The sequence below is a fragment of the Serratia sp. NFX21 genome (genome assembly GCF_048517035.1).
In the GTDB taxonomy this organism is placed as follows: domain Bacteria; phylum Pseudomonadota; class Gammaproteobacteria; order Enterobacterales; family Enterobacteriaceae; genus Serratia; species Serratia quinivorans.
Map to the genome: position 1 here is coordinate 2922792 of NZ_CP183196.1, position 20378 is coordinate 2943169.

Sequence of the window (20378 nt, forward strand, 5' to 3'; positions counted from 1 at the left end):
GACGATGAAAGTCATTAAGGTACTCAATAATAGCCTGGTGCTATCGACTGACGGCGATAACAATGAAGTTATCGTGATGGGCAAGGGTATTGGCTTTAACAGCAAGGTGGGTGACGTTCTCGACCCGGCCACGATAGAGAAAGTGTATGTGGTGCAAAACAGCCAAAAGGGCCGCGATTACCTGCGGCTGATAGAAACCACGCCGGAAGAGCACATTGAGATCGTGCAGATGATCCTTGCCGAGGCTAACCGCCAGCTCAATGGGCGGATTAACGAGCAGATTTTCTTCACGTTGGCAGACCATATCAGCTTCGCCATTGAGCGCTACCACAAAGGGATTGCTATCCAAAACCGGCTGCTGTTTGAGGTAAAGCGCTTTTATCCGCAGGAATTCGCGGTGGCCACGCAGGCGCTGGCGCACATCAACCGGCGGTTGAACATCAGCCTGCCGGAAGAAGAGGCGGGCAACATCGCTTTCCATCTGGTTAATGGCCAGACCGATGTGCAAAACATGGAGCACACGCTGCTGGCGGTGAAGATGCTGAAAGATATTTTCAATATCATCAAATACCATTTTCGCATCAATATCGACACCGATTCGCTCAATTACTCGCGTTTTCTGGTGCATATGCAGTTTTTTATTCAGCGTATGGTCGAGGGGCAACAGATGACGTCGAAAGACGATTTTATCTTTGCTCAGGTAACCAAAGAGTATCCGCACGCCTACCGTGGTGCGCTGCTGATCCGCGACTACGTGAAAAATCTGCTGCAAATGGAAATGTCGAACGATGAGCTGCTGTATCTGGTGATCCACCTGACGCGCATCGCCGACAAGGAAGATTAGCCGGGTGGCTGCTCGCTGACCGCTTCGGTCACCAAATCGCGAAAACGCGTGATGATGGCCGATGTTCGGTTGTTGCGCAGCGCCAGATAAAGCGGCGCACTGAGCTGGGCCCGATCGTCAATCGTCCGGTAGACAATGCCGTCGCCCCCCAAACGTCGCATCGAGGCCGGCACGATGGAAAGCCCCAAACCGGCACCGACCAAACTGAGGGTCGCGGGCAGGCGCGGGGCCTCCTGAATCACCCGCGGGCTGAACCCGGCGCGGTGGCAGGCCGCCAGAATGGCGTCGTACAAACCCTGACCCGCAGGCCGACGATAAAGAATAAAGGCTTCTTGGGTTAATGCCTCCAGCGGCAAGGGTTGCTCACTGTTGACGGCCAGCGGATGGCCAACCGGCAGGGCGACCAGCATAGGTTCGCGCAGCACCGGTTCAATCGTCAACCCTGGAATGCCGCCCACCGGCGAGCGCACAAAGGCCACGTCAAGGCGTTCATCCACCAGCGCCTCCAATAGTTCACCGCTGCCGGCCTCTTCCAACTGGGTGGTAATGCCCGGCAGGATCTCCCGGTAGCGGCGCAGCAAATTGGGCACAAACGGGTGCAGAGCGGCCGAACTGGTGAAGCCGATGGCAATATGCCCTTGTTCACCCCGTGCGGCACGGTGCACCGCCTCGGTCAGTTGCTCTGCCCGTGCCAACAGGGCACGAGCTTCATTGAACAGCACATTGCCGGCTTCGGTGACGCGCACGCCGCGTGGCAGACGCTGCAACAGCTTTACCCCCAGCTCATCTTCCAGCCCTTGCAACAGGCGGGTTAACGGCGGCTGCTGAATAAACAGTCGTTCGGCGGCGCGGGTGATATTGCCTTCTTCCACCACGGTAACGAACGCCCGCAGGCGACGGAGTTCAATCATAGACATACCTTGAAGGTATCCTTGTTGCTTATGAAATGCATTAGACAGCATGACATGGCGGCGCGCATCATACCAGCCATCATAAAAAGCAATCTGGAAGCGGCAATGTCTGAATCTGATGCAGTAAAAAACAGCCAACTAGCGACCCCTCCGGGTAACAGTGAGCTATTTTTGGGCTTTCTGATGCTGGGGCTGATTGGTTTTGGCGGCGTGCTGCCGCTGGCACGTAACATGCTGGTGGAAGACCGGCGCTGGTTGAGCGGTGAACAGTTCACCGAACTGCTGGGGTTGTGTCAGTTTTTGCCCGGCGGCAACGTGATCAACCTTTCAGTGGCGGTGGGTATGGAGTTTCGTGGGGTACGCGGTGCCTTGTGCGCGCTGCTGGGGCTGATCAGCGCGCCAACGGCGATTGTGGTCGGGTTGGGCATGGTCTACGCCCGTTTCCAGAACGATGCCCATGTGCAACACGTGTTTGCCGGATTGGCCGCTGCGGCGGCCGGTTTGCTGTTGTCCACCGGGATAAAAATGCTGTTACCGCTGCGCGGTAAATGGCTGGCACTGGTGATTGTAGCGCTCAGCCTGATTACCATTGCCTGGCTGCGTTTGCCGTTATTACCGACCATGCTGGTGCTGGCACCGCTGAGCATTCTGCTGCTGTGGTGGAGGGATCCATCATGATCGCTATCTTGATCTCACTGGCATTGATTTTCACCGAATTGTCGCTGCTGGCGTTCGGTGGTGGCATGACCATTCTGCCGGAAATGCAGCGCCAGGTGGTGGAGGTTCATCAATGGATGAGCGCGCAGGAGTTCAGTGCGCTGTTTGCCATGGCGCAGGCCGCACCGGGGCCGAATATGATGATCGTGCCGCTGATTGGCTGGCACGTGGCCGGCTGGGCCGGGCTGTTGGTCTCTTCGGTTGCCAAGTTCGGCCCGTCGTCGATCGTCACCCTGCTGGTGATGGGGGCCTGGCGACGCTTCAAGGATAAACCCTGGCGGCGCAGAGTGCAGAGTGGCCTGGTGCCGGTTACCGTCGGTTTGGTGGCGGCGAGTGGGGTGCTGATTGCCGAGGCTTCCGCGCCAAGCTGGCCGCTGGCGGCGATTATTCTGCTGGCCACGGTCGTGAGTATGAGCAAGCGTATTCATCCGCTGTGGGTTTTGGCGGGCGGTGCGTTAATGGGATTGTTGGTGGCGTGACGACAGGTTTTTTACGCTGCCGTCATGCCAGAAAAGACGGTTATTGGCGTGGCGTCAGCGTAAAGCGCGGCTTGCCGTGATGATTTATCACTTCGTAGCGTTTGGGGGCCGTCAGCGCCAGAAACGCGACCATGCTGCCGTCGGCGTTGGTTAACGTCATACCGTCCGGCGTTGGACGCCAGGCGACCGGCAGTTCGGCGAGGGCCAGCGGCTGCAGACATTGTGCAGAGGCGGTAAAACGGTAGGCGTTGGTGCCTTCGATCAATTCATCGCTTAACTCAACTTCGCAGGCGGCGGCTTTGCCTTCGGCATCGTTCAACTGCCAGTGCCCTTTCAGCGCAGAGGGGGCCAGCAGGGGCAGTGAACTGGCAAAGGTAGTGCTGCTTAACATCATGCTCATAACAACTCCTGTCAGGGCAACGCGCCGTACTGCGCGTATAGAGAGAAATCTCGGCATCGGCCACTCCTTACTGAAATCCGTTAATACCATAGCACGATCCCAGGTTCCGGGTGAGTGAAGGGTAAGAGGTTTTAATTTCCTGTCCTGTATCGAATCGTTATGGTTGCAAGGCTTTAATCAACGCCTGATTAAACTGTGCGGGTTCTTCCATTTGCGGCGCATGGCCCAGTCCCGGAAACTCGATCAGGCGGGCGTGCGGGATCAGTTTTGCCACCTGTTTGCCCAACACATTGTAATGACCAAGTGTAGCCTTGACCGCCGGCGGGGCAATGTCGCTGCCGATGGCGGTGGTGTCGGCGGTACCAATCATCAGCGTGGTTGGCGTTTGCAGATCCTTAAATTCGTAGTACACCGGCTGGGTAAAAATCATGTCGTAAATCAGCGCCGAGTTCCAGGCCACCAGGCGATGCCCCGGCCCGTTGTTCAGCCCGGCGAGCATATCGACCCAGCGGTCATACTCTGGTTTCCAGCGGCCGACGTAGTAGGTATTCAACTCATATTGCCTGATACCTGCCGCGGAAGTTTTCAGTTCACGCTCGAACCATTGATCGACGCTGCGCCAGGGAACACCCTTGGCCTTCCAGTCTTCCAACCCAATCGGGTTCACCATTACCAGTCGCTCAACCGCCTGCGGATACATCAGGCTGTAACGCGTCGCCAGCATGCCGCCGGTGGAGTGGCCGACGATAGTCGCTTTACTGATTTTCAGGTTATTGAGCAACGCGTGGGTGTTCTGCGCCAACTGCTGGAAACTGTATTGGTAATGTTGCGGTTTGGTCGAACTGCAAAAGCCGATTTGGTCCGGTGCGATCACCCGGTAACCGGCTTTGCTCAGCGCTTTGATAGTGTCTTGCCAGGTGGCGGCGCAGAAGTTCTTACCGTGCATCAGCACTGCAGTGTGACCGTTGGCTTCACCTTCTGGCGGCACGTCCATATACCCCATGCTTAACTGCTGCCCCTGAGAGGTGAAGCTAAACTGCTGCAAGGGGTAAGGGTAATGAAAACCCTGCAGCTCTTGGCCGTATTTTGGCGATTCGGTCGCTGCTGTGGCGGTAAAAGCGGTGAGGGCGGCGGATAGCAGCCAACGACGGGGAAATCTCAGCATCCTGATGTCCTTATGAAAAATCGGCAAGAGTCTGAGTATAGCCCTAATGGTTGAGTTTTCAGGGCGACGCCGCCGCTTGTGCCTTGGGTGACATGCCGAGCGGGTTTTCGTTGAAGCTGATGCAGATCGGATTATCTGCGGTTGGAGCGACGAATGGCGCATTGCCAGACGTGACATCGGCCAGTGCGCTGCGGTTCAGCCCTGCCAGCGCAACGGCGATGCGTTATTAAATCTCTTTATTAATAATATCGGCGACGCGCAGCGCAATCGCATACCCGGTCAGGGTTGGATTAACCACGGTGGAACTCGGGTGTACGCTGGTACTGGTGATAAAGAGGTTGGCATGATCGAAAGAGCGGCATTCATGGTTGACCACGGAGTCTCGTGGGTCACTCCCCATAATGGTGGTGCCCATGATATGGGAACTTGGTACCCAAGCCTGAATATCATTCAGTACCTCAGTCGCACCGAACAGACTCCTGAATTGGTCATAGTCTTTATAGAGCAAAGCCATGGCGTTCATGGTGTATTCATGGGCAATGTCATAGTTGATGCGTGGCGTAGGAAGACCCAGTGCATCGCGCTTATTGCTCAAGGTGACCCTGTTGGTCGGATCGGGCAATACCTCGACGTAAGATGCAATCTTCAGGTAGCGCGCGGAATTGTGGCGGATCAAACGATCAAGCTCCGGGCCTACAATACCTTGACTCAGCAACCGGAGGGTAATCAGTTCGTTAGGAACGGTATTATCCAGGAAGTGGCGAATAGCCGCATGCTGGTGCCGCAGCGGCGTGTCGCGCCAGGTGTTGATGCTTCCTTGTTGCGTGGGACCACGTCCCGCCCAAACGGGATCTTTCGCCAGCATAGAGATAGACCGCCCGGTGTGCCCCATCATGTTACGACCTACCTGATCGGATGAATTACCGATGTCCGACATCAGCATCAGTTTCGGCGTTTCTACCCCATGTGCGGCCAATACGAAGTAACGTGCAGTAAGGCGTGTGCTTTCACCCTGCGGATTTTTATAGTGGATAGCGACAATCTTGTTATCCGGTCCTTTTTCAATGCGGTAAGCCACTGCATTGACTAACAGTTTAGCGCCATTCTGTTCGGCCCATACAACAGGTTTATCGCCGGAGAACTGTGCACCAATTGGGCAGATAGGCGCACAGTTATTGTTGCCCGCGCAGATCGGTCGCCCTTGATAGGGGCGCGTCGCGCGTGCATTAGGTTCATCAACAAAGTGGTGATTGACTGTTGATACCTTTTCGGCCACTTGCTGAGTCAAATAGCTCCAGGGCTGCATTGCCATGGGATAAGGTTTAGAGCGCGGGGGATAAGGTTGTTGCCCCAGACCTCGCTGATCGTCGGTGTTTGAACCACTCACGCCAATCTCTTCTTCAGCCTGTTGATACCAGGGTTCCAGCATATCGTAGTCAAGCGGCCAGTCACGGCCATGGCCGTACAGCGTTTTTAATTTGAAATCGCTGGGCAGATTTCGCCAGGTTGCACCGCCCCAGTGCCAGGTGGTTCCACCGACCAAACGCAAGAAAGCAGGCTTTTGGGTGATATTGCCTACGCTCTCGATATAGTCGTCAGAATATTTACCCGAAGCGGATTTGGGCGCCCAGGGTACATCAGGGTAAGGACCGTTATAGTCCGATTTATTGCCATATTGGCGAAATGCTTCAAGGATTTCCGAACGCTTAACGCGAGGGCCAGCCTCTAAAATGGTGACTGATCGTCCCTGTTTGGCAAGGCTGTTGGCGACGGCTCCGCCCAGAATACCGGCACCCACGACGAGAATGTCGCAATCATATTCAATGGCCATATTTGCTCACTATAAATTTTTAATTGTCTAAATTTGGCGTAGCCACCCAGTAATTAGGCTGGGCGCGGATATAAGTAGGGATCACGGTGACATCAATGGTCTTTTGGAACATCAATGCCTTTTCATAACTCACCACTACCGCCTGGCGACCGCGCCCAACATTGCCGGTATAAAAACTTTCTATAATAAGCAACGCCAGTTTTCGGTTTTCATCCTCGGAGGGAAGGGCAGAAATGAAGGATTGAACGTCTTGCGCGCCGCTGATAGACAGCGCTTTTTCCAGGGTGTTGAGGCGGTGATTAAACTGCTCCGTATGGGAGACCAGGGCCGAATACATAGCGGCGGAAAATGCGGGTTCGAGTGTCGGCCTGTTGGTCAGCAACCGGGCCAGTTTCAAAAAGGCATCCACACCAGGTCTATCATCCACCAACTTGAGCGGGGCTGAAACGACATTGATAGACAGCAAGGTGGCGCCCACGATAGCGCTGCTTTTCAGCAGGCGACGTCGGGATAAGCCATAGCTCGATTTATTTTTCATATACGACGTCCTAATTGCTGGAATCACGGAGCTTTTTAACCTGATCGGCGTCCACGGTGAGCTTGTGCCCCGCAAAACTTTCCACCAGGTATTCAGCCAGTTGTGCCACTTGCTCATTGCTTAATTGGTCGGCAAACGCGGGCATGAAGTAGTGTTCCTTGCCATTGTTCACCTCGGCACCTTGTAAGATGACTTTGATCAGATTGTTGGTGTCCATGGCACCGACAACGCTGTTGCCGACCATGGAAGGGTAATAGCCGTCCGTTGTTCCGCTGCCTGTTCTGCCATGGCAACTGGCACAGTTGTTTAGGTAAACGTTGGCTCCGGTGGGCTCGTTATTTTCTATTGGCTGAATCTTTGATGAGCGAGGTCGCGTTTGGTTATCACCTACGGACGGTATATCTCTTAAATACAAAGCGATAGCCTGTAGGTCCGCATCGTCCATTTTGCTAAAACTATGGGTGACCGCTTCAGCCATTGAACCGGCAGCCTGAGCCTTAAACGGCACATTGCCGGTTTTCAGATATTGCACGATTTCCGGCTGTGACCAGCTACCGATTCCCGAGGCCGTGTTGCTGGTGATGTTAAAAGCTTCCCAGCCGCCAATCTTCGCACCGGCCAGGAAACCTTTCTGGCTTTCGTCATAGGCTTTTTCCTGCATGCCTAGCCCGCGGGGGGTATGACAGGAGCCGCAGTGCGCCGCGCCCTGTACCAAATAAGCGCCACGGTTCCACTCTGGGCTCCGGTCAGATTTGTATTGATAAGCGCCTTTTTCCAGGAACAGGGTATTCCATGCGATCAGCGGCCAGCGCATAGTGAGTGGCCACGGGAAGTCTGGCTCCTTATTTTCTTGATTAACAGGTTCAACGCCATGCATAAAATAGGCATAAAGGCTGGCAATATCATCATCAGTCAGCTTGGTATAAGACGGGAATGGCATTGCCGGATAAAGATTCGAGCCGTCGCGCCTGATACCTTCACGCAACACTTTCTTGAAGTCGTCCAGTGAATATTCGCCAATGCCGTAGGTTTTATCTGGCGTGATGTTGGTAGAATAGATATTTCCCATCGGCAGAGGCATGGCTAAGCCGCCACTGAAAGGTTTGCCTCCGGATGCCGTGTGACAGGCCACACAGTCAGAGGCGATAGCTAAATAGCGGCCTTTTATCAGCCTGAGATCCTTACCTGCATCGACAACTTCAGCGTAACTCAGAGAAGTAGATAAAGAGATTGCCGTGACGATAAAACCGGCGATGATCTTTATCATTAAATGAGGAATCTTATTGCTCATCTTTATTTTCCAAACCAATTGGTTAATAAAATACAAAAAATTACCATAATACTGTAACGGTTTAGTATTAAATGTATTGATTTGATGGCATGAATGTCAATGCTGATCTCAGGCTTTCAGCATTAATTGTTAATTTTTATTGGTTATAATAAAGAGGGGGATTCACTTGTGATCGTTTAGAACAGGATAAAACGCCTTCCAGAAGGCGTTATTTACTCATTTTATGCCGCCCGGCGTCGCCATAACCCAGTGAACCGGCCCGGTTTGGCGAACATCACCAGATTACCCAGCAGGATCAGGCACAGGCCAATCACCGCATTCAGGTGCCACTGGTAGCCTTCATAAATTGTCGAAATGCTCAGTGCCACCAGGGGGAACAACAGGGTGCTGTAGGCTGCGGCACCGGCACCGATACGGCCCAGCAGGCTGAAATAGGCCGCAAAGGCAATCACCGAACCGAATATCGCCAGGTACAGCAGTGAGCTGATATAGCGAGTGCTGAACTCAATCTGGAATGACGCACCCTGGGCCAGGGCGATCAGCGCCATCAGGATAGCGCCATAGCTCATGGCATAGGTATTGGTAGACAGAATATCCAGACCGCGCCGCTGGTGCCGGGAGCTGATCATATTGCCCAGAGAAAAACCGAAAGTGCCGAGCGCGCTCAGCCCAATGCCTTTCAACAGCTCCGGCGCCAGTTGCGTGGTGACCAGATCTTGCCAGAACAGGGCGACGATCCCGGTGATACCCAGCACCGCCGCCGGCAGCAGGTTCGGGCTGGGACGTTGCCGAAAGAAAATTAACCCGTTGACCGCGTTGAACAGCACTGCCATTGAGAAAATCACCGATTCCAGCCCGCTGCTGATATAGGCCGCCGCATGGTAGAAGCAGTAAAAGTTGAACCCGAACACACAGCAGCCTTGCAGGATACAAAACAGATGGTCACGCAGCGTAATGCGGCGCAGGCGGCGCGCCAGTAGCAAAATAACCAACATTATCAGCGCGGCGACCACAAAGCGGTAACTGATGGACACGGGAATAGCCACCGGGCCTTCCTGCTGCAGGGTAATCGCAATCCAGGTGGTGCCCCAAATCAGCACCACGGCAAGGTACAGCAGCGTATTCATAATAGACTCCAGCAAAATAGACCGGCTCAGTATCCGTCGTTGCCTGTCGGCGTGCTTTCAGCGCTTTGCGTACAATTGCATATTCTTGCGCTTTTTTTGGCAAAAGCGCGGGCTGACGGCTGGTGTGGCGCTGCGCCACTCTCTACACTGGGTGGATGGGTGAAAAAGGGGACGGCGATGTCCGGCTACAAGGCGTTTGAAACACTGCGGGAACATAAAGCGCGGTTGCACAACAGCGTGCAGCTGGGTTCTGGCGTGGAACTGGCCGCCTGGTCCAACTGCAATGACCGTATTACCCAGGAAAGCGCCGATCACCATACTCTGAGTCTGTATATTGCCGACGGTTATGAGTGCTATCAAAAAGTGCCCGGTGGCTGGAAGAACGGCGGCGGGCCGGATCGCTTCTGCATTATGCCGCGTCAGTATGAATCTACCTGGGACGTGCGCAGCGATTTGTCTTTCGTGCACCTTTACTGCACCGACCAGCATTTGCGTCAGGTGGCAGAGCAAACCTGGGATCGCAGCCCGGCGGCGATCAATCTCGAACCCTACGCTTTTGGCGAGGATCCGCAGATCACACTGCTGTATCGCCAGTTTTTACTCAACTGCGACTGGCATGAGCGCGCCAATCAACTGGCACTCAGCAGCGCCACAACCCTGCTGATGTCACACCTGATCCAGCGTTACAGCCAATTGCAATGGGCGTTACCGCAGGTCCGCGGCGGCCTGGCTCCGGCGGTCGCCAAACGGGTGAAAGGGTATATTGAGCAGCATCTCGACCAGCCGTTGTTGCTGGCAGACCTGGCGGCACAGGCAGGGCTGAGTGAGTTCCATTTTGCCCGGATGTTCAAACATGACACGGGCCTGGCACCACATCAGTTTGTGATGCGCGCGCGGCTGCAGCAGGCAGAAAAACTGCTGCGCCACAGCCTGCTGCCACTGACGCAGATTGCGCTGGAGTGCGGTTTTAGCTCCTCCAGCCATTTCAGCAACCGCTTCAAGGCGGCCTATGGATTTTCCCCAACGCAAATGCGTCAGGGGCGTTGATAGCCAACAGGAGAGAACATGGAACAGCAGTTCGCAGGACTGGGCGTGTTGTTTATCGCCGGATTTGGGCCGATTACTCAGCATACGGAACAAAGCAAGGCGTTCTACGCTGACGCGCTGGGGCTGCCGCTGAAGCCCATGGACGGCAATGCCGATTATTTGCTGACCGAGCATGGCGCACTGGAGGGGGTTAAACACTTCGCCCTGTGGCCTTTGGCGCAGGCCGCACAGTCCTGCTTCGGCAGTGAGCAATGGCCTGCCGATTTGCCGGTGCCGCAGGCCTGGATGGAATTTGACGTTGCCGATATGGCACTGGCGACTCAGGGGTTGATCGATCGCGGTTATCGTTTGCTGGTAGCCAACCGCAAAGAACCCTGGGGCCAGAGCGTCACCCGGTTGCTCAGCCCGGAAGGGCTGTTGATCGGCGTGACCTTTACCCCCTGGTTACGTGATTAACCGTTAATCAACGCTCTCCCTCTTGGCCGGAGGGAGAGGACTTCGCTTCGACCTTGTTAAACTGGCTGCGCAGTTGCAGGCAGTTAATCAGCACCAGCACCGCCGTGACCACAAACACCCAGCGGAAGCCCATCAGCGCCGAAACGCCAGAGCCAATCAGCGGCCCCACCACGTTACCGAGATACATAAATGACTGGTTATAGCCGAAGATGCGTCCGGTGACCTGATCGGAAGAGTACTTCAGCAGCAGCGTCTGCACCGCAGGCATCAAGGCACCATCGGCAAACCCCAACAGAAAACGCAGGATCCCCAACTGGAGCGGCGTTTCCACCCAGGCCATGATGGCAAATAGCACCGTAGTCAATCCCAATGCGGCCAACAAAATGCGTGCGGTGCCGATACGGTCGCCAAGCCGGCCGAGGCGCGGGGCAGACATCAATGCGGCAACGCCAGGAACGGCGGCGATCATGCCGCTAATAAAGGCCAGATTGCCACTATCACCGGACAAATCCTTGATAAACAGCGTCAGTATCGGACTGATCGATGAGTTGGCTAATTGGATCATCAGAGTGCTGACAAACAAGGTCACAATCAGCGCCGGATAGGGCAGCGACTGGAATACCGCTTTACCGCTTAATCGATCGGCTTTTTTTACCTCGATATGGCGTTCTTTTATCAGGAACAGGGTAATCAGGAAACTGACAAACATCAGCACGGCGGTGACGAAGAACACCACGCGCAGCCCCAGATGGTCGGCCATCAGGCCACCCAACAGTGGGCCAACGATCACCCCGGTCACCGGGCCGGTAGACAAAGTGCCCAAAGCCCAGCCGCTTTTGTCACGCGGTACCTGTGAAGCGACCAACGCCATGGCATTGGGGATATAGCCGGAGGTCAGCCCCATCAGTGCGCGCAGTGCAAACAGCTGATAAACGTTGGTGACCATACCCTGCAGCGCAATCACGACGGCCATTCCCAACGAAGCACGCAGCAGCATGAGCTTGCGGCCCTTGCGGTCTGCCAGGCTGCCCCACAGCGGTGATACCAGCGCTGAGACCAAAAAAGTGCCACTGAACACCAGTCCGGACCAGATACTCAGCGACTGGTGGCCACTGACGCCGAGCTGTTCGACGTACAGCGGTAGAAAAGGCAGGATTTGGCTCATTGCCAGCCCGGTGAAGAAACAGCCGAGCCAGACTGAGATCAGATTGAGTTTCCACGCTTCCATCAGCTTGTCGTACCACTTTGAATTGGGAGGAATTTATTGAGCAGAGTAATAATAACACCGGTTATCAGAGGCTGCCGGGCGAAATCAGTGAACAAAAGTAAAACCCGCCGGGCGGCGGGTGCGTTTACTGCTGGTTATCCTGCTCCACTGCGTCATACAGCCGTTGCAGGATGTCCGGGAAGGCGGACTGTACGCGGTTCCAGCTAGGCACAAAGGGTTTGTCACCGGGATTTTCGCTAAAGGCGTGGCCAGCCTGAGAAATGACTCGGGAGAACAGTTCGACCGCCGATTCTTCGCTGTGACGATCGAAACCCAGGCCGTTCATTTTGGCGTCGTGCTCGAAGGCGTCGATCATATCCAATGCGGTGCGGTAATAAGTGGCGCGCAGCACGCGGAAAGAATCACTGGTGATCGGCACCCCCTGGATCGCCAGCTTGCGATACAACGCCTTGGTAATGTCGCTCGCCATACGTTGCAGGCCGGTGTTCGGATCATCCTCCGACATTGGCTGATGCTTGTGGTCGTAATGGTCGGCGATATCGACCTGACAAATTCGGTTGGTGGCGGTGTTCCGGTGGATTTCCGACAGTACGCCAATCTCCAGTCCCCAATCGCTGGGAATACGCAAGTCATTGAGGATATGGGTGCGCATGGCGAACTCACCGGAGAGCGGGTAGCGGTAGCTGCGCAGATAGTCGAGAAAATCCGAGTTGCCATAGACCTTTTGCAGTGATTTCAATAGCGGAAACACCAGCAACCGACCCACGCGGCCATTCAGCTTGCCGCCAGCCACCCGGGCGTAATAGCCCTTGCAGAAGTCGTAATGAAACTGCGGGTTGGCCACCGGGTACAGCAGACGCGCCAGCATGCGACGATTATAGGTGACAATGTCACAATCGTGCAGCGCCACACAGCTGCTGCGGCGCGATGCCAGGGTATAACCGACGCAGAACCATACGTTGCGGCCTTTGCCCGGCTCGTTGGGTGCCAGTCCTTCGGCGCTGAGCTGTTCGGCAATCGCCGTCAGGCGCGGCCCATCATTCCACAAAATCCGGTGGCGCTGTGGCAGGCGCGAGAAGAAGGCTTTGGCGTGCAGAAATTGCTGATGGTTGGCGCGATCCAGGCCAATCACGATTTCCTCCAGATAGGGCACCTGTGCCAGCGTATCGACGATCTTGTCCAGCGCGGGGCCCTCCAGCTCGGAATAGAGTGAAGGCAAAATCAACCCCATGGTGTTGCGGCCGGAGAACACTTGCAGCTCATATTCCAGCTCGGCCAAGTCACGTTGGGCCAGATTGTGGAAGTTGGTGATGATGCCGTCCTGGTAAAATTCACTCATGTTGAGATCTCCCGTTAAGCAGAAAATGATCCAATCCTTCGCACCAGCCCTGTGGGCCTTGCTGTTGCGTGCGGTACAGCCGGCCGGAGAAGTCGTTCGGTAAAGTAAGCGGCTGGGCCTGCTGGCCACGGATCAATACCGCCAGATTGCTGGCGTGCAGCAGGGAGAGGTCATTGGGGCCATCGCCCAGACTGAGGGTGGTTAAAGGCTGGCGCCGGGTTAATTGATAACGCGCGGCCAGCCAGCGGGCGGCATTGCCCTTGCTGACCTCTCGGCTCATCAGGTGATAAAAGCGTCCCCCCTGAGTCAGATGCAGGTCGTGTTGCGCCAGCAGGGTGCGAAAGTGTTCAAGTTGGCGATCGGTGCCTGCCCAACGAAGCGGTTCAGAACCGGCACGTTGCCGTGCCTGGCGGGCTTGGGGCAGGGTTAAGCCAGTCCAGTTTGCCACCGTCGCGGCATCCACATCGGCAAATCCCTGGAAGGCGAAACCGGTCTGGTGGCGCAATGCCCGCAAGGTTGCCGTCAGGCTGTGGTAATCGGCCCCCAGGGTTTTCGCCGGGTAGTCGGGTTGGTCGTGCCATCCCTCGGGAAAAACAATCTGCGCGCCGTTTTCGGCAATAAAGGGCCAGTGGCTCAGCCCCAGTTGCTGTTGCAACGTGCAGACCTCGGCGGCGGTTTTACTGGTGGTGATGATCAGCGGCGTCTGGGCCTGTGCCAGACGATCCAGCCAGGGCTGCGCCGCGTGCCAGCGGTAGCTGTGGTGATCCAGCAGTGAACCGTCCAGATCGGTAAAAATCAACAGGTCGGGACTCAGTTTCAGCATTTCATCTCCATTCTATCGTGCACAATTCGCTGATAAATAGGCGGATTACTTTGTTTTAACGCGGGAGACCGAGAGGGAGATTTATCGCCGCACGCACCTTAAAACTGTGATGCAAATCACAATTAACCCTAACGGGTTATCGGCGGGGGCGCAAGTTTTGGCCAACGCGGGTGACAGGGAACCTTTGCTTTTGCGCGGCAAAATGAGGAAGTATCAGGGAGCCCTGCGGGCTTAAGGCGCTATCAGTCGATTAAATAATATTTGCTGAATATCCTGCTTTTGTGCAAGAAAAGCGTGCACGGTAATGAGTGAATCTTCGAGCGAATAGATGACGCGATAACCATTTACCGTATTACATTCACGGTATTTATCGCAGCCAATCTTTAAAAGTTCAGGGCATATCTGACAACCGGTTGAGAACTGACTTACCCTTGCTTCAAACGCGGTGATGATCTCGCCCACGACAGGCATCGGAGGGACATTATTGGCTTTAAGATGACGGATAATCTCGACCAGGGTGCTTTTTGCCGTTGCGGTATACTCAATATCAAGCTGTTCCTTCATGCGACATCTCCTTTTTACCGCATTAGTTATCTATATCAGCCAGTAACTGGTCGCGGGTATAAACTTTCCCTTCTTTTTTGTCTTTTTCAGACAGCGTTAGCAATTTAAGCAAGGCAATAGCGTCATCCCGTTGCTTGCGCTCTTCATAAGACTCGATCACATAAGCCGGTGTGCCATTTTGCGTAACCAGAATAGGTTCAGACAAATCGAGCGCGGCGGCGTGTTTCTTTACATAGCTAATGGTTTCAACTTTCATACTGCTCTCCTCGCTGAACGAATGTGTCAAATTTAGTCCATATTAAGACCATAAGCAATGTGCCAGACACAACCGAATTTGCTACTTTGTGACAGGGCGATTTTCGCCGCTAAATGAATCAGGAGGTAAAGGTGCCCCAGGAAAAACCGAGCATTATTCTGCGCCCAATGATCGACACGGATCTTCTGGCCGCGTTCGAACTGTCGCAACAGATACAGTGGCCCCACCGGCTGGAGGATTGGCAGCAGGCGTGGTCGTTGGGTGCCGGTGTGATAGCCGAGGCCGAAGGGCAGGTGGTGGGCTGTGCGCTGCGCTGGCTGTGGGGTGAACAGCGTGCCACGCTGGGGTTGGTGATTGTTGCCGAGCAGCAGCGCGGGCAAGGTATCGCCAGGGCCATGTTGCAGCAGCTGATGGCACCATTGACGCCTTATCAGATTCATTTGGTAGCGACTGAACAGGGAAAACCGCTGTATCGGCAATTGGGGTTTATCGAACAAGGGACGTTGGCGCAACATCAATGCCGGGAGTTGCCAATGCGCAATGCCCAGCCTTTACCGGAAGGTTTACTCCTGCGCCCGGCATTAGCATCGGATATTGCCTTACTGAGTGAGCTGGATTTTGCCGCCAGTGGCCTGCGACGTCAGCCATTGTTGGCGGAGATACTGGCCAGCGCCGAGCAGGCGCTGGTGCTGGAACGCCACGGGATGGCCGTCGGTTTTGCTTTGCGCCGTCGTTTTGGCCATGGCAGCATGATCGGCCCGGTGGTGGCGCCTGAACTTGCCGACGCGGTTATCCTGATTGATGCCTTATGCCACCCCTGCAGCGGCCAGTTCGTGCGGGTAGATACGCCGCTGACCACTGGTCTTGGCGAATGGCTGAACCAGCGCGGCCTGCCTTGCGTGGATACGCCCACCATCATGGTTCGTGGTACACCTCATAGACCGGATTGCCATCTTGCACAGACTTTTGCACTGGTTTCGCAAGCCTGGTCATAAAATTGAAATTAAGGGTTCACGGCGGTGCATTGCCAGATGCATTGCCCAATTGTTGTGCAATAGTTATCAACTGATGACTATGTTGTAACCGCATGCGCTACCGCTTCTGCAGCGCCATACGCCGCCATGCGATAATTTTCCCCCAGCAGTTCGCCATTGGCACGGGCCATGCATTGTCATCATCAGTCTTTGTTACCTGAGTAACAGAGGGTGGCATAATGACAACTCAACAACAACGGGCGAACTATGGCTGAGCATCCAGATGTGATCGCACAAATAGAAGCGTCATTTGCGGTACAGACCCCGACCGGGAAACGTATCGCCGGATATCTGCTGGCCAACTTGGCGCAGGTACCGTTTGAAACGGCAGACAGCATCGCCCGCAGCACCGCCACCAGTGGCATCTCTGTGGGACGGTACCTGCGTAGTCTGGGTTACCGCAATCTTGACGATTTGAAACGCACGCTGCGTGAACAGGGGACGGCGCTGTATCAGCCCTGGGGCGTGACCGACCGTCTGGGCGCTTATCGCCAACGTCGCGAACAGCCACAGCCGCAAAAACTGCGCCAGTCGTTAACGCTGGAGCTGGAGGCTGTCGAGCATGTTTACCAATTGGCCGGCGGTGATGCCTTTGCCCAGGTCAGCCGACAGTTGGCGCAGGCGGAAGCGGTGTTTGTGATCGGTATTCAATCCACGCGCGGCATCGCCAACGCCTTCTACAGCCATCTGGAATATCTGCGGCCCAAAGTCTATTACGCCGACGGACTGTCCGGCACCTACGTGGAATCACTCAATTCGGAATTCAGCGCGCCTTATCTGGTGCTGACTGACACCCGCGCCTATTCCACTATCGCCCAAAAATATTGTCAGGCTGCCTGTGCCCGCGGGCTGCGGCTGGCGCTGATCACCGATATTTACTGCCCGTGGGCAAGGGATTACCCGATTGATCTGCTGCAGGTGAAAACCGACACCGGCCAGTTTTGGGACTCACTGGCACCGCTGAGCTGTCTGTTCAATCTGCTGCTGTCTTCGGTGCTGGAACAGGGCGGCGCGGCGGTGGAGCAACGGCTGGCCAATAACCGCAGCCTGCAAAAAGAGCTGGGGCAATTTGAATCTTAATCACTATTTAATCACTATGGGAAAACGCAATGAGTGACAATGTAACGTTAGTCGATTTGACCGAAGCCTTTCCCGAGCTGCCTATCGACTTGAAATACGCCAGCGCCGACAACCTGACCGGCCGGGCGATTTATCTTGAGAGCCGCTGCCTGCTGCATCCCGACGCGGTGCAGGGATTAGGGCGCTGTTTGCTGGCGGCGCGGTTGGCCGGTTTTTCCCTGCTGGTGTTCGACGCTTATCGGCCACAGCAGGCGCAGGCATTGTTGTGGCAGGCGTGTCCGGATCCGCAATATGTCACCAGCACGCTAACCGGTTCGCACCACAGCCGGGGCGTGGCGATTGACGTGACGCTGCTGGATGCCGCCGGTGTGGCGCTGGACATGGGCACCGCTTTTGATGAGATGAGCGAAAGATCCCACCCGTTTTACCCTGATTTCCCTCCGGAGGTGCAGCGCAACCGGCTGCTGCTGAATGCGGTGATGGCCGCCGGAGGTTTTCGCGCTATCGCCAGCGAATGGTGGCATTTTGAGCTGCCCAACGCGGGCGAGTATCCGCTTTTGGCCGATCGCTTCGGCTGTTTTTCTTACGATTAAAACAACACACATTCAACGCATCAGGAGCTTTGTTTATGAATCAGATCAAATACGCCGCTCTGGCGGCTGCAGTGACGTTGGGCATGGCGGTAATGGGGCAGGCGCAGGCCGCTGTACCCAAAGACATGCTGGTGATTGGCAAGGCGGCCGACCCGCAAACGCTGGATCCGGCGGTGACCATAGATAACAACGACTGGACGGTGACCTATCCGGCCTACCAACGACTGGTACAGTACAAAACCGAGGGTGGCAAAGGCTCGACTCAGGTGGAGGGCGAGCTGGCAGAAAGCTGGACGGCTTCTGACGATCAGCTGGTGTGGACCTTTAAACTCAAACCCGGCAACAAGTTTGATGATGGTTCGGACGTTAATGCCGAGGCGGTGAAGTGGTCGTTCGAACGCCTGATGAAAATTGGTCAGGGGCCTTCCGAAGCTTTCCCGAAAGACTTGCAGGTGACGGCGGTGGATCCGCTAACCGTGCGGTTCACTCTGAAAACCCCGTTTGCACCGTTCCTGTACACCCTGGCCAACGACGGGGCCGGTATTGTTAACCCGGCCATCGCCAAGGCTAATCCGGCGGACGAAGGTAAAGCCTGGCTGGCGAACCACAGCGCCGGTTCCGGCCCGTACAAATTAGACCGTTGGCAAAAAGGCCAGCAGCTGGTGCTGGTACCGAATCCGCATTACAGCGGCGCCAAACCGGCCTTTAAGCGGGTAACGGTGAAAATCATCGGCGAAAGCGCCACCCGTCGTTTACAACTGACCCGTGGTGACCTGGATATTGCCGAATCCTTGCCGATCGACCAGCTTACGGCGTTGAAGAACGAAAACAAGGTGGCGGTCAATGAGTATCCGTCGCTGCGGGTGACCTACTTATATCTCAACAACGGCAAAGCGCCGCTGAATCAGGTTGATCTGCGCCGCGCCATTTCCTACGCGGTGGATTACCAGGGCATGGTGAAGGGCATTCTTGGCGGCAACGGCAAACAGATGCGTGGCCCGATCCCGGAAGGCATGTGGGGATATGACGCCACCGCGCAGCAATATAGCCAGAATGCGGACAAGGCCAAAGCAGCACTGGCGGCGGTGAAGGACAAACCGGCTTCGCTCAATTTCCTGTATTCGGTAAGCGACCCCAACTGGGAGGCGATAGCGCTGTCGGTACAGGCCAGCCTGGCGACGGTGGGCATCAACGTCAAGCTGGAGAAACTGGCCAACGCCACCATGCGTGACCGTATCGGCCAGGGTAACTACGACATCGCCATCGGCAACTGGAGCCCGGACTTCGCCGACCCCTACATGTTCATGAACTACTGGTTCGAATCCGACAAGAAAGGGTTGCCGGGCAACCGTTCGTTCTACAGCGATCCGCAGGTGGATGCGCTGCTGAAGAAAGCGGTAGCGGTGTCCGATCAGCAGGTGCGTACTGCCGATTACCAGGCGGCGCAGAAAATTGTCATCGACCAGGCGGCCTATGTTTATCTGTTCCAGAAAAACTATCAGGTGGCGATGAACAAAGAGGTGAAGGGCTTTGTATATAACCCGATGCTGGAGCAGGTGTTCAACGTTGGGCAGATGAGCAAGTAATCTTCTTCGGGCAGCCGTTTGGCTGCCCCTGCACCATGGGAAATCGCTATGAACGTTTGGAGCCTTATCCGTCAGCGCTGCTGGGGGTTGGTGCTGGTGATGTTCGGGGTGTGCGTTATCACCTTTACCATTTCTCACCTGATCCCCGGCGATCCGGCGCGGTTACTGGCCGGTGACCGCGCCAGCGAAGAAATTGTCCAGCATATTCGCCAGCAACTGGGGTTGGATCAGCCGTTATATGTGCAATTTGGCCGCTACGTGCTGGATCTGTTGCATGGCGATCTGGGAACTTCCATTCGCACCGGGCGACCGGTACTGGAAGATCTGCGGGCCTTCTTTCCCGCCACGCTGGAACTGGCTTTTTGCGCCTTGTTGCTGGCAATCGCGCTGGGGGTACCGCTTGGCGTGGTATCGGCGGTTTATCGCAATAAATGGCCCGATCATCTGGTGCGGTTACTGTCGGTGACCGGTATCTCCACTCCGGCATTCTGGCTGGGGCTGGGCGTCATTATCCTTTTTTACGGCCAACTCAATCTGTTACCCGGCGGCGGCAGGCTGGACGACTGGCTGGATCCACCAACCCATATCACCGGCTTCTACCTGCTCGATTCCCTGTTGACCGGCAATGGCGAAGCCTTCTGGAACAGCCTGCAGCACCTGATTTTGCCGGCGCTGACCCTGGCCTTTGTTCACCTCGGGGTGGTGGCGCGGCAAATTCGATCGGCGATGCTGGAACAGTTGGGAGAAGACTATATCCGCACTGCGCGCGCCAACGGTCTTTCGCATTGGCGCGTGGTGCTCGGGCATGCGCTGCCCAACGCCCTGATCCCGTCAGTGACGGTGTTGGGGTTGGCGCTGGGGGATTTACTGTATGGCGCGGTACTGACCGAAACGGTATTCGCCTGGCCGGGTATGGGTGCCTATGTGGTGGACTCCATTCAGGCGCTGGACTTCCCGGCGGTAATGGGCTTTGCCGTGGTGGTGTCCTTCGCCTACGTGATGGTGAATTTGATCGTCGATCTGCTTTATCTGTGGATCGACCCGCGAATGGGGCGCGAGGGATAATGAC

Annotated in this window: 22 protein-coding genes; 10 read left to right on the forward strand and 12 right to left on the reverse strand. The window is 55.6% G+C overall.

The window, feature by feature from the left end; translation table 11 throughout:
* The first annotated feature begins 4 nt into the window (after positions 1 to 4).
* Positions 5 to 844, forward strand: coding sequence for a BglG family transcription antiterminator LicT (gene licT / locus ACNT1W_RS13885; protein WP_012145053.1), 840 nt, complete (start codon positions 5 to 7; stop codon positions 842 to 844).
* Here licT and ACNT1W_RS13890 read toward each other — a convergent pair.
* Positions 841 to 1761: a LysR family transcriptional regulator gene (locus ACNT1W_RS13890; RefSeq protein ID WP_261435662.1), complete on the reverse strand. Its 921-nt coding sequence runs from the start codon at positions 1759 to 1761 to the stop codon at positions 841 to 843. The two genes, licT and ACNT1W_RS13890, sit on opposite strands and share 4 nt — an antisense overlap.
* A gap of 99 nt (positions 1762 to 1860) precedes the next feature.
* Here ACNT1W_RS13890 and ACNT1W_RS13895 point away from each other — a divergent pair, with 99 nt between their 5' ends.
* Positions 1861 to 2433, forward strand: coding sequence for a chromate transporter (locus ACNT1W_RS13895; protein ID WP_261407990.1), 573 nt, complete (start codon positions 1861 to 1863; stop codon positions 2431 to 2433).
* Positions 2430 to 2951, forward strand: a complete 522-nt coding sequence (locus tag ACNT1W_RS13900) for a chromate transporter (RefSeq protein ID WP_012145056.1) — start codon at positions 2430 to 2432, stop codon at positions 2949 to 2951. The genes ACNT1W_RS13895 and ACNT1W_RS13900 overlap by 4 nt, the downstream gene beginning before the upstream one ends.
* A gap of 40 nt (positions 2952 to 2991) precedes the next feature.
* Here the strand turns inward: ACNT1W_RS13900 and ACNT1W_RS13905 are convergent, their stop codons facing one another.
* The 6 genes from ACNT1W_RS13905 to ACNT1W_RS13930 all read right to left on the reverse strand — a co-directional run bounded on the left by ACNT1W_RS13905 (position 2992) and on the right by ACNT1W_RS13930 (position 9303).
* Positions 2992 to 3351, reverse strand: a complete 360-nt coding sequence (locus ACNT1W_RS13905; RefSeq protein WP_017892763.1) for an AprI/Inh family metalloprotease inhibitor — start codon at positions 3349 to 3351, stop codon at positions 2992 to 2994.
* Between the two features lie 157 nt (positions 3352 to 3508).
* A complete protein-coding gene (locus tag ACNT1W_RS13910; RefSeq protein WP_419245713.1) occupies positions 3509 to 4516 on the reverse strand; it encodes an alpha/beta fold hydrolase in 1008 nt (335 codons plus the stop codon).
* A 226-nt stretch (positions 4517 to 4742) separates the two neighbouring features.
* Positions 4743 to 6347 (reverse strand): GMC family oxidoreductase, encoded by a 1605-nt coding sequence (locus tag ACNT1W_RS13915; RefSeq protein ID WP_375190840.1) that lies wholly within the window; start codon positions 6345 to 6347, stop codon positions 4743 to 4745.
* A gap of 19 nt (positions 6348 to 6366) precedes the next feature.
* Positions 6367 to 6885 (reverse strand): sugar dehydrogenase complex small subunit, encoded by a 519-nt coding sequence (locus ACNT1W_RS13920; RefSeq protein WP_012145062.1) that lies wholly within the window; start codon positions 6883 to 6885, stop codon positions 6367 to 6369.
* A gap of 10 nt (positions 6886 to 6895) precedes the next feature.
* On the reverse strand, positions 6896 to 8176 hold the full coding sequence (locus tag ACNT1W_RS13925; protein ID WP_419245714.1) for a c-type cytochrome: 1281 nt from the start codon (positions 8174 to 8176) through the stop codon (positions 6896 to 6898).
* Between the two features lie 221 nt (positions 8177 to 8397).
* Positions 8398 to 9303: a DMT family transporter gene (locus ACNT1W_RS13930; protein WP_419245715.1), complete on the reverse strand. Its 906-nt coding sequence runs from the start codon at positions 9301 to 9303 to the stop codon at positions 8398 to 8400.
* Positions 9304 to 9480: 177 nt separating this feature from the next.
* Between ACNT1W_RS13930 and ACNT1W_RS13935 the strand changes: the two genes are divergently transcribed.
* Together ACNT1W_RS13935 and ACNT1W_RS13940 are read left to right on the forward strand one after the other, a co-directional pair.
* Positions 9481 to 10350: a helix-turn-helix domain-containing protein gene (locus tag ACNT1W_RS13935; RefSeq protein ID WP_419245716.1), complete on the forward strand. Its 870-nt coding sequence runs from the start codon at positions 9481 to 9483 to the stop codon at positions 10348 to 10350.
* 18 nt (positions 10351 to 10368) lie between these two features.
* Complete coding sequence (locus ACNT1W_RS13940) at positions 10369 to 10806, forward strand: glyoxalase (protein WP_419245717.1); 438 nt, start codon at positions 10369 to 10371, stop codon at positions 10804 to 10806.
* Between the two features lie 7 nt (positions 10807 to 10813).
* On the opposite strand, the gene ACNT1W_RS13945 is transcribed toward ACNT1W_RS13940, so the two are convergent.
* The 5 genes from ACNT1W_RS13945 to ACNT1W_RS13965 form a co-directional block, all read right to left on the reverse strand.
* Entirely contained in the window at positions 10814 to 12034 is a 1221-nt protein-coding gene (locus ACNT1W_RS13945; RefSeq protein WP_112362705.1) for a multidrug efflux MFS transporter, read from the reverse strand.
* Positions 12035 to 12158: 124 nt separating this feature from the next.
* The gene (locus ACNT1W_RS13950) at positions 12159 to 13373 is read right to left on the reverse strand and encodes a glycosyl transferase (protein ID WP_115184714.1); all 1215 of its coding nucleotides are present in this window, start codon (positions 13371 to 13373) and stop codon (positions 12159 to 12161) included.
* The gene (locus ACNT1W_RS13955) at positions 13366 to 14196 is read right to left on the reverse strand and encodes a mannosyl-3-phosphoglycerate phosphatase-related protein (protein WP_017892774.1); all 831 of its coding nucleotides are present in this window, start codon (positions 14194 to 14196) and stop codon (positions 13366 to 13368) included. The genes ACNT1W_RS13950 and ACNT1W_RS13955 overlap by 8 nt, the downstream gene beginning before the upstream one ends.
* A 231-nt stretch (positions 14197 to 14427) precedes the next feature.
* Complete coding sequence (locus ACNT1W_RS13960; protein WP_112362704.1) at positions 14428 to 14760, reverse strand: type II toxin-antitoxin system RelE/ParE family toxin; 333 nt, start codon at positions 14758 to 14760, stop codon at positions 14428 to 14430.
* Positions 14761 to 14782: 22 nt separating this feature from the next.
* The gene (locus ACNT1W_RS13965; protein WP_012145071.1) at positions 14783 to 15016 is read right to left on the reverse strand and encodes a type II toxin-antitoxin system Phd/YefM family antitoxin; all 234 of its coding nucleotides are present in this window, start codon (positions 15014 to 15016) and stop codon (positions 14783 to 14785) included.
* A gap of 131 nt (positions 15017 to 15147) precedes the next feature.
* Between ACNT1W_RS13965 and ACNT1W_RS13970 the strand changes: the two genes are divergently transcribed.
* The 5 genes from ACNT1W_RS13970 to ACNT1W_RS13990 all read left to right on the forward strand — a co-directional run bounded on the left by ACNT1W_RS13970 (position 15148) and on the right by ACNT1W_RS13990 (position 20374).
* The gene (locus tag ACNT1W_RS13970; RefSeq protein ID WP_419245718.1) at positions 15148 to 16011 is read left to right on the forward strand and encodes a GNAT family N-acetyltransferase; all 864 of its coding nucleotides are present in this window, start codon (positions 15148 to 15150) and stop codon (positions 16009 to 16011) included.
* 246 nt (positions 16012 to 16257) lie between these two features.
* Positions 16258 to 17130 carry a MurR/RpiR family transcriptional regulator gene (locus ACNT1W_RS13975; RefSeq protein ID WP_419245719.1) on the forward strand — a complete coding sequence of 291 codons (873 nt, stop codon included), beginning with the start codon at positions 16258 to 16260 and terminating at the stop codon, positions 17128 to 17130.
* Positions 17131 to 17159: 29 nt separating this feature from the next.
* Positions 17160 to 17723, forward strand: coding sequence for a D-alanyl-D-alanine dipeptidase (gene ddpX / locus ACNT1W_RS13980; protein ID WP_012145074.1), 564 nt, complete (start codon positions 17160 to 17162; stop codon positions 17721 to 17723).
* A gap of 35 nt (positions 17724 to 17758) precedes the next feature.
* On the forward strand, positions 17759 to 19309 hold the full coding sequence (locus ACNT1W_RS13985; protein ID WP_419245720.1) for an ABC transporter substrate-binding protein: 1551 nt from the start codon (positions 17759 to 17761) through the stop codon (positions 19307 to 19309).
* 48 nt (positions 19310 to 19357) lie between these two features.
* Entirely contained in the window at positions 19358 to 20374 is a 1017-nt protein-coding gene (locus tag ACNT1W_RS13990) for an ABC transporter permease (RefSeq protein ID WP_012145076.1), read from the forward strand.
* Positions 20375 to 20378: the final 4 nt, after the last annotated feature.

Bases quoted from the DNA above. Each gene is read 5' to 3' on its own strand.
- licT (WP_012145053.1), top strand. From the start codon at position 5: ATGAAAGTCATTAAGGTACTCAATAATAGCCTGGTGCTATCGACTGAC.
- ACNT1W_RS13890 (WP_261435662.1), bottom strand. From the start codon at position 1,761: ATGTCTATGATTGAACTCCGTCGCCTGCGGGCGTTCGTTACCGTGGTG.
- ACNT1W_RS13895 (WP_261407990.1), top strand. From the start codon at position 1,861: ATGTCTGAATCTGATGCAGTAAAAAACAGCCAACTAGCGACCCCTCCG.
- ACNT1W_RS13900 (WP_012145056.1), top strand. From the start codon at position 2,430: ATGATCGCTATCTTGATCTCACTGGCATTGATTTTCACCGAATTGTCG.
- ACNT1W_RS13905 (WP_017892763.1), bottom strand. From the start codon at position 3,351: ATGAGCATGATGTTAAGCAGCACTACCTTTGCCAGTTCACTGCCCCTG.
- ACNT1W_RS13910 (WP_419245713.1), bottom strand. From the start codon at position 4,516: ATGCTGAGATTTCCCCGTCGTTGGCTGCTATCCGCCGCCCTCACCGCT.
- ACNT1W_RS13915 (WP_375190840.1), bottom strand. From the start codon at position 6,347: ATGGCCATTGAATATGATTGCGACATTCTCGTCGTGGGTGCCGGTATT.
- ACNT1W_RS13920 (WP_012145062.1), bottom strand. From the start codon at position 6,885: ATGAAAAATAAATCGAGCTATGGCTTATCCCGACGTCGCCTGCTGAAA.
- ACNT1W_RS13925 (WP_419245714.1), bottom strand. From the start codon at position 8,176: ATGAGCAATAAGATTCCTCATTTAATGATAAAGATCATCGCCGGTTTT.
- ACNT1W_RS13930 (WP_419245715.1), bottom strand. From the start codon at position 9,303: ATGAATACGCTGCTGTACCTTGCCGTGGTGCTGATTTGGGGCACCACC.
- ACNT1W_RS13935 (WP_419245716.1), top strand. From the start codon at position 9,481: ATGTCCGGCTACAAGGCGTTTGAAACACTGCGGGAACATAAAGCGCGG.
- ACNT1W_RS13940 (WP_419245717.1), top strand. From the start codon at position 10,369: ATGGAACAGCAGTTCGCAGGACTGGGCGTGTTGTTTATCGCCGGATTT.
- ACNT1W_RS13945 (WP_112362705.1), bottom strand. From the start codon at position 12,034: ATGGAAGCGTGGAAACTCAATCTGATCTCAGTCTGGCTCGGCTGTTTC.
- ACNT1W_RS13950 (WP_115184714.1), bottom strand. From the start codon at position 13,373: ATGAGTGAATTTTACCAGGACGGCATCATCACCAACTTCCACAATCTG.
- ACNT1W_RS13955 (WP_017892774.1), bottom strand. From the start codon at position 14,196: ATGCTGAAACTGAGTCCCGACCTGTTGATTTTTACCGATCTGGACGGT.
- ACNT1W_RS13960 (WP_112362704.1), bottom strand. From the start codon at position 14,760: ATGAAGGAACAGCTTGATATTGAGTATACCGCAACGGCAAAAAGCACC.
- ACNT1W_RS13965 (WP_012145071.1), bottom strand. From the start codon at position 15,016: ATGAAAGTTGAAACCATTAGCTATGTAAAGAAACACGCCGCCGCGCTC.
- ACNT1W_RS13975 (WP_419245719.1), top strand. From the start codon at position 16,258: ATGGCTGAGCATCCAGATGTGATCGCACAAATAGAAGCGTCATTTGCG.
- ddpX (WP_012145074.1), top strand. From the start codon at position 17,160: ATGAGTGACAATGTAACGTTAGTCGATTTGACCGAAGCCTTTCCCGAG.
- ACNT1W_RS13985 (WP_419245720.1), top strand. From the start codon at position 17,759: ATGAATCAGATCAAATACGCCGCTCTGGCGGCTGCAGTGACGTTGGGC.
- ACNT1W_RS13990 (WP_012145076.1), top strand. From the start codon at position 19,358: ATGAACGTTTGGAGCCTTATCCGTCAGCGCTGCTGGGGGTTGGTGCTG.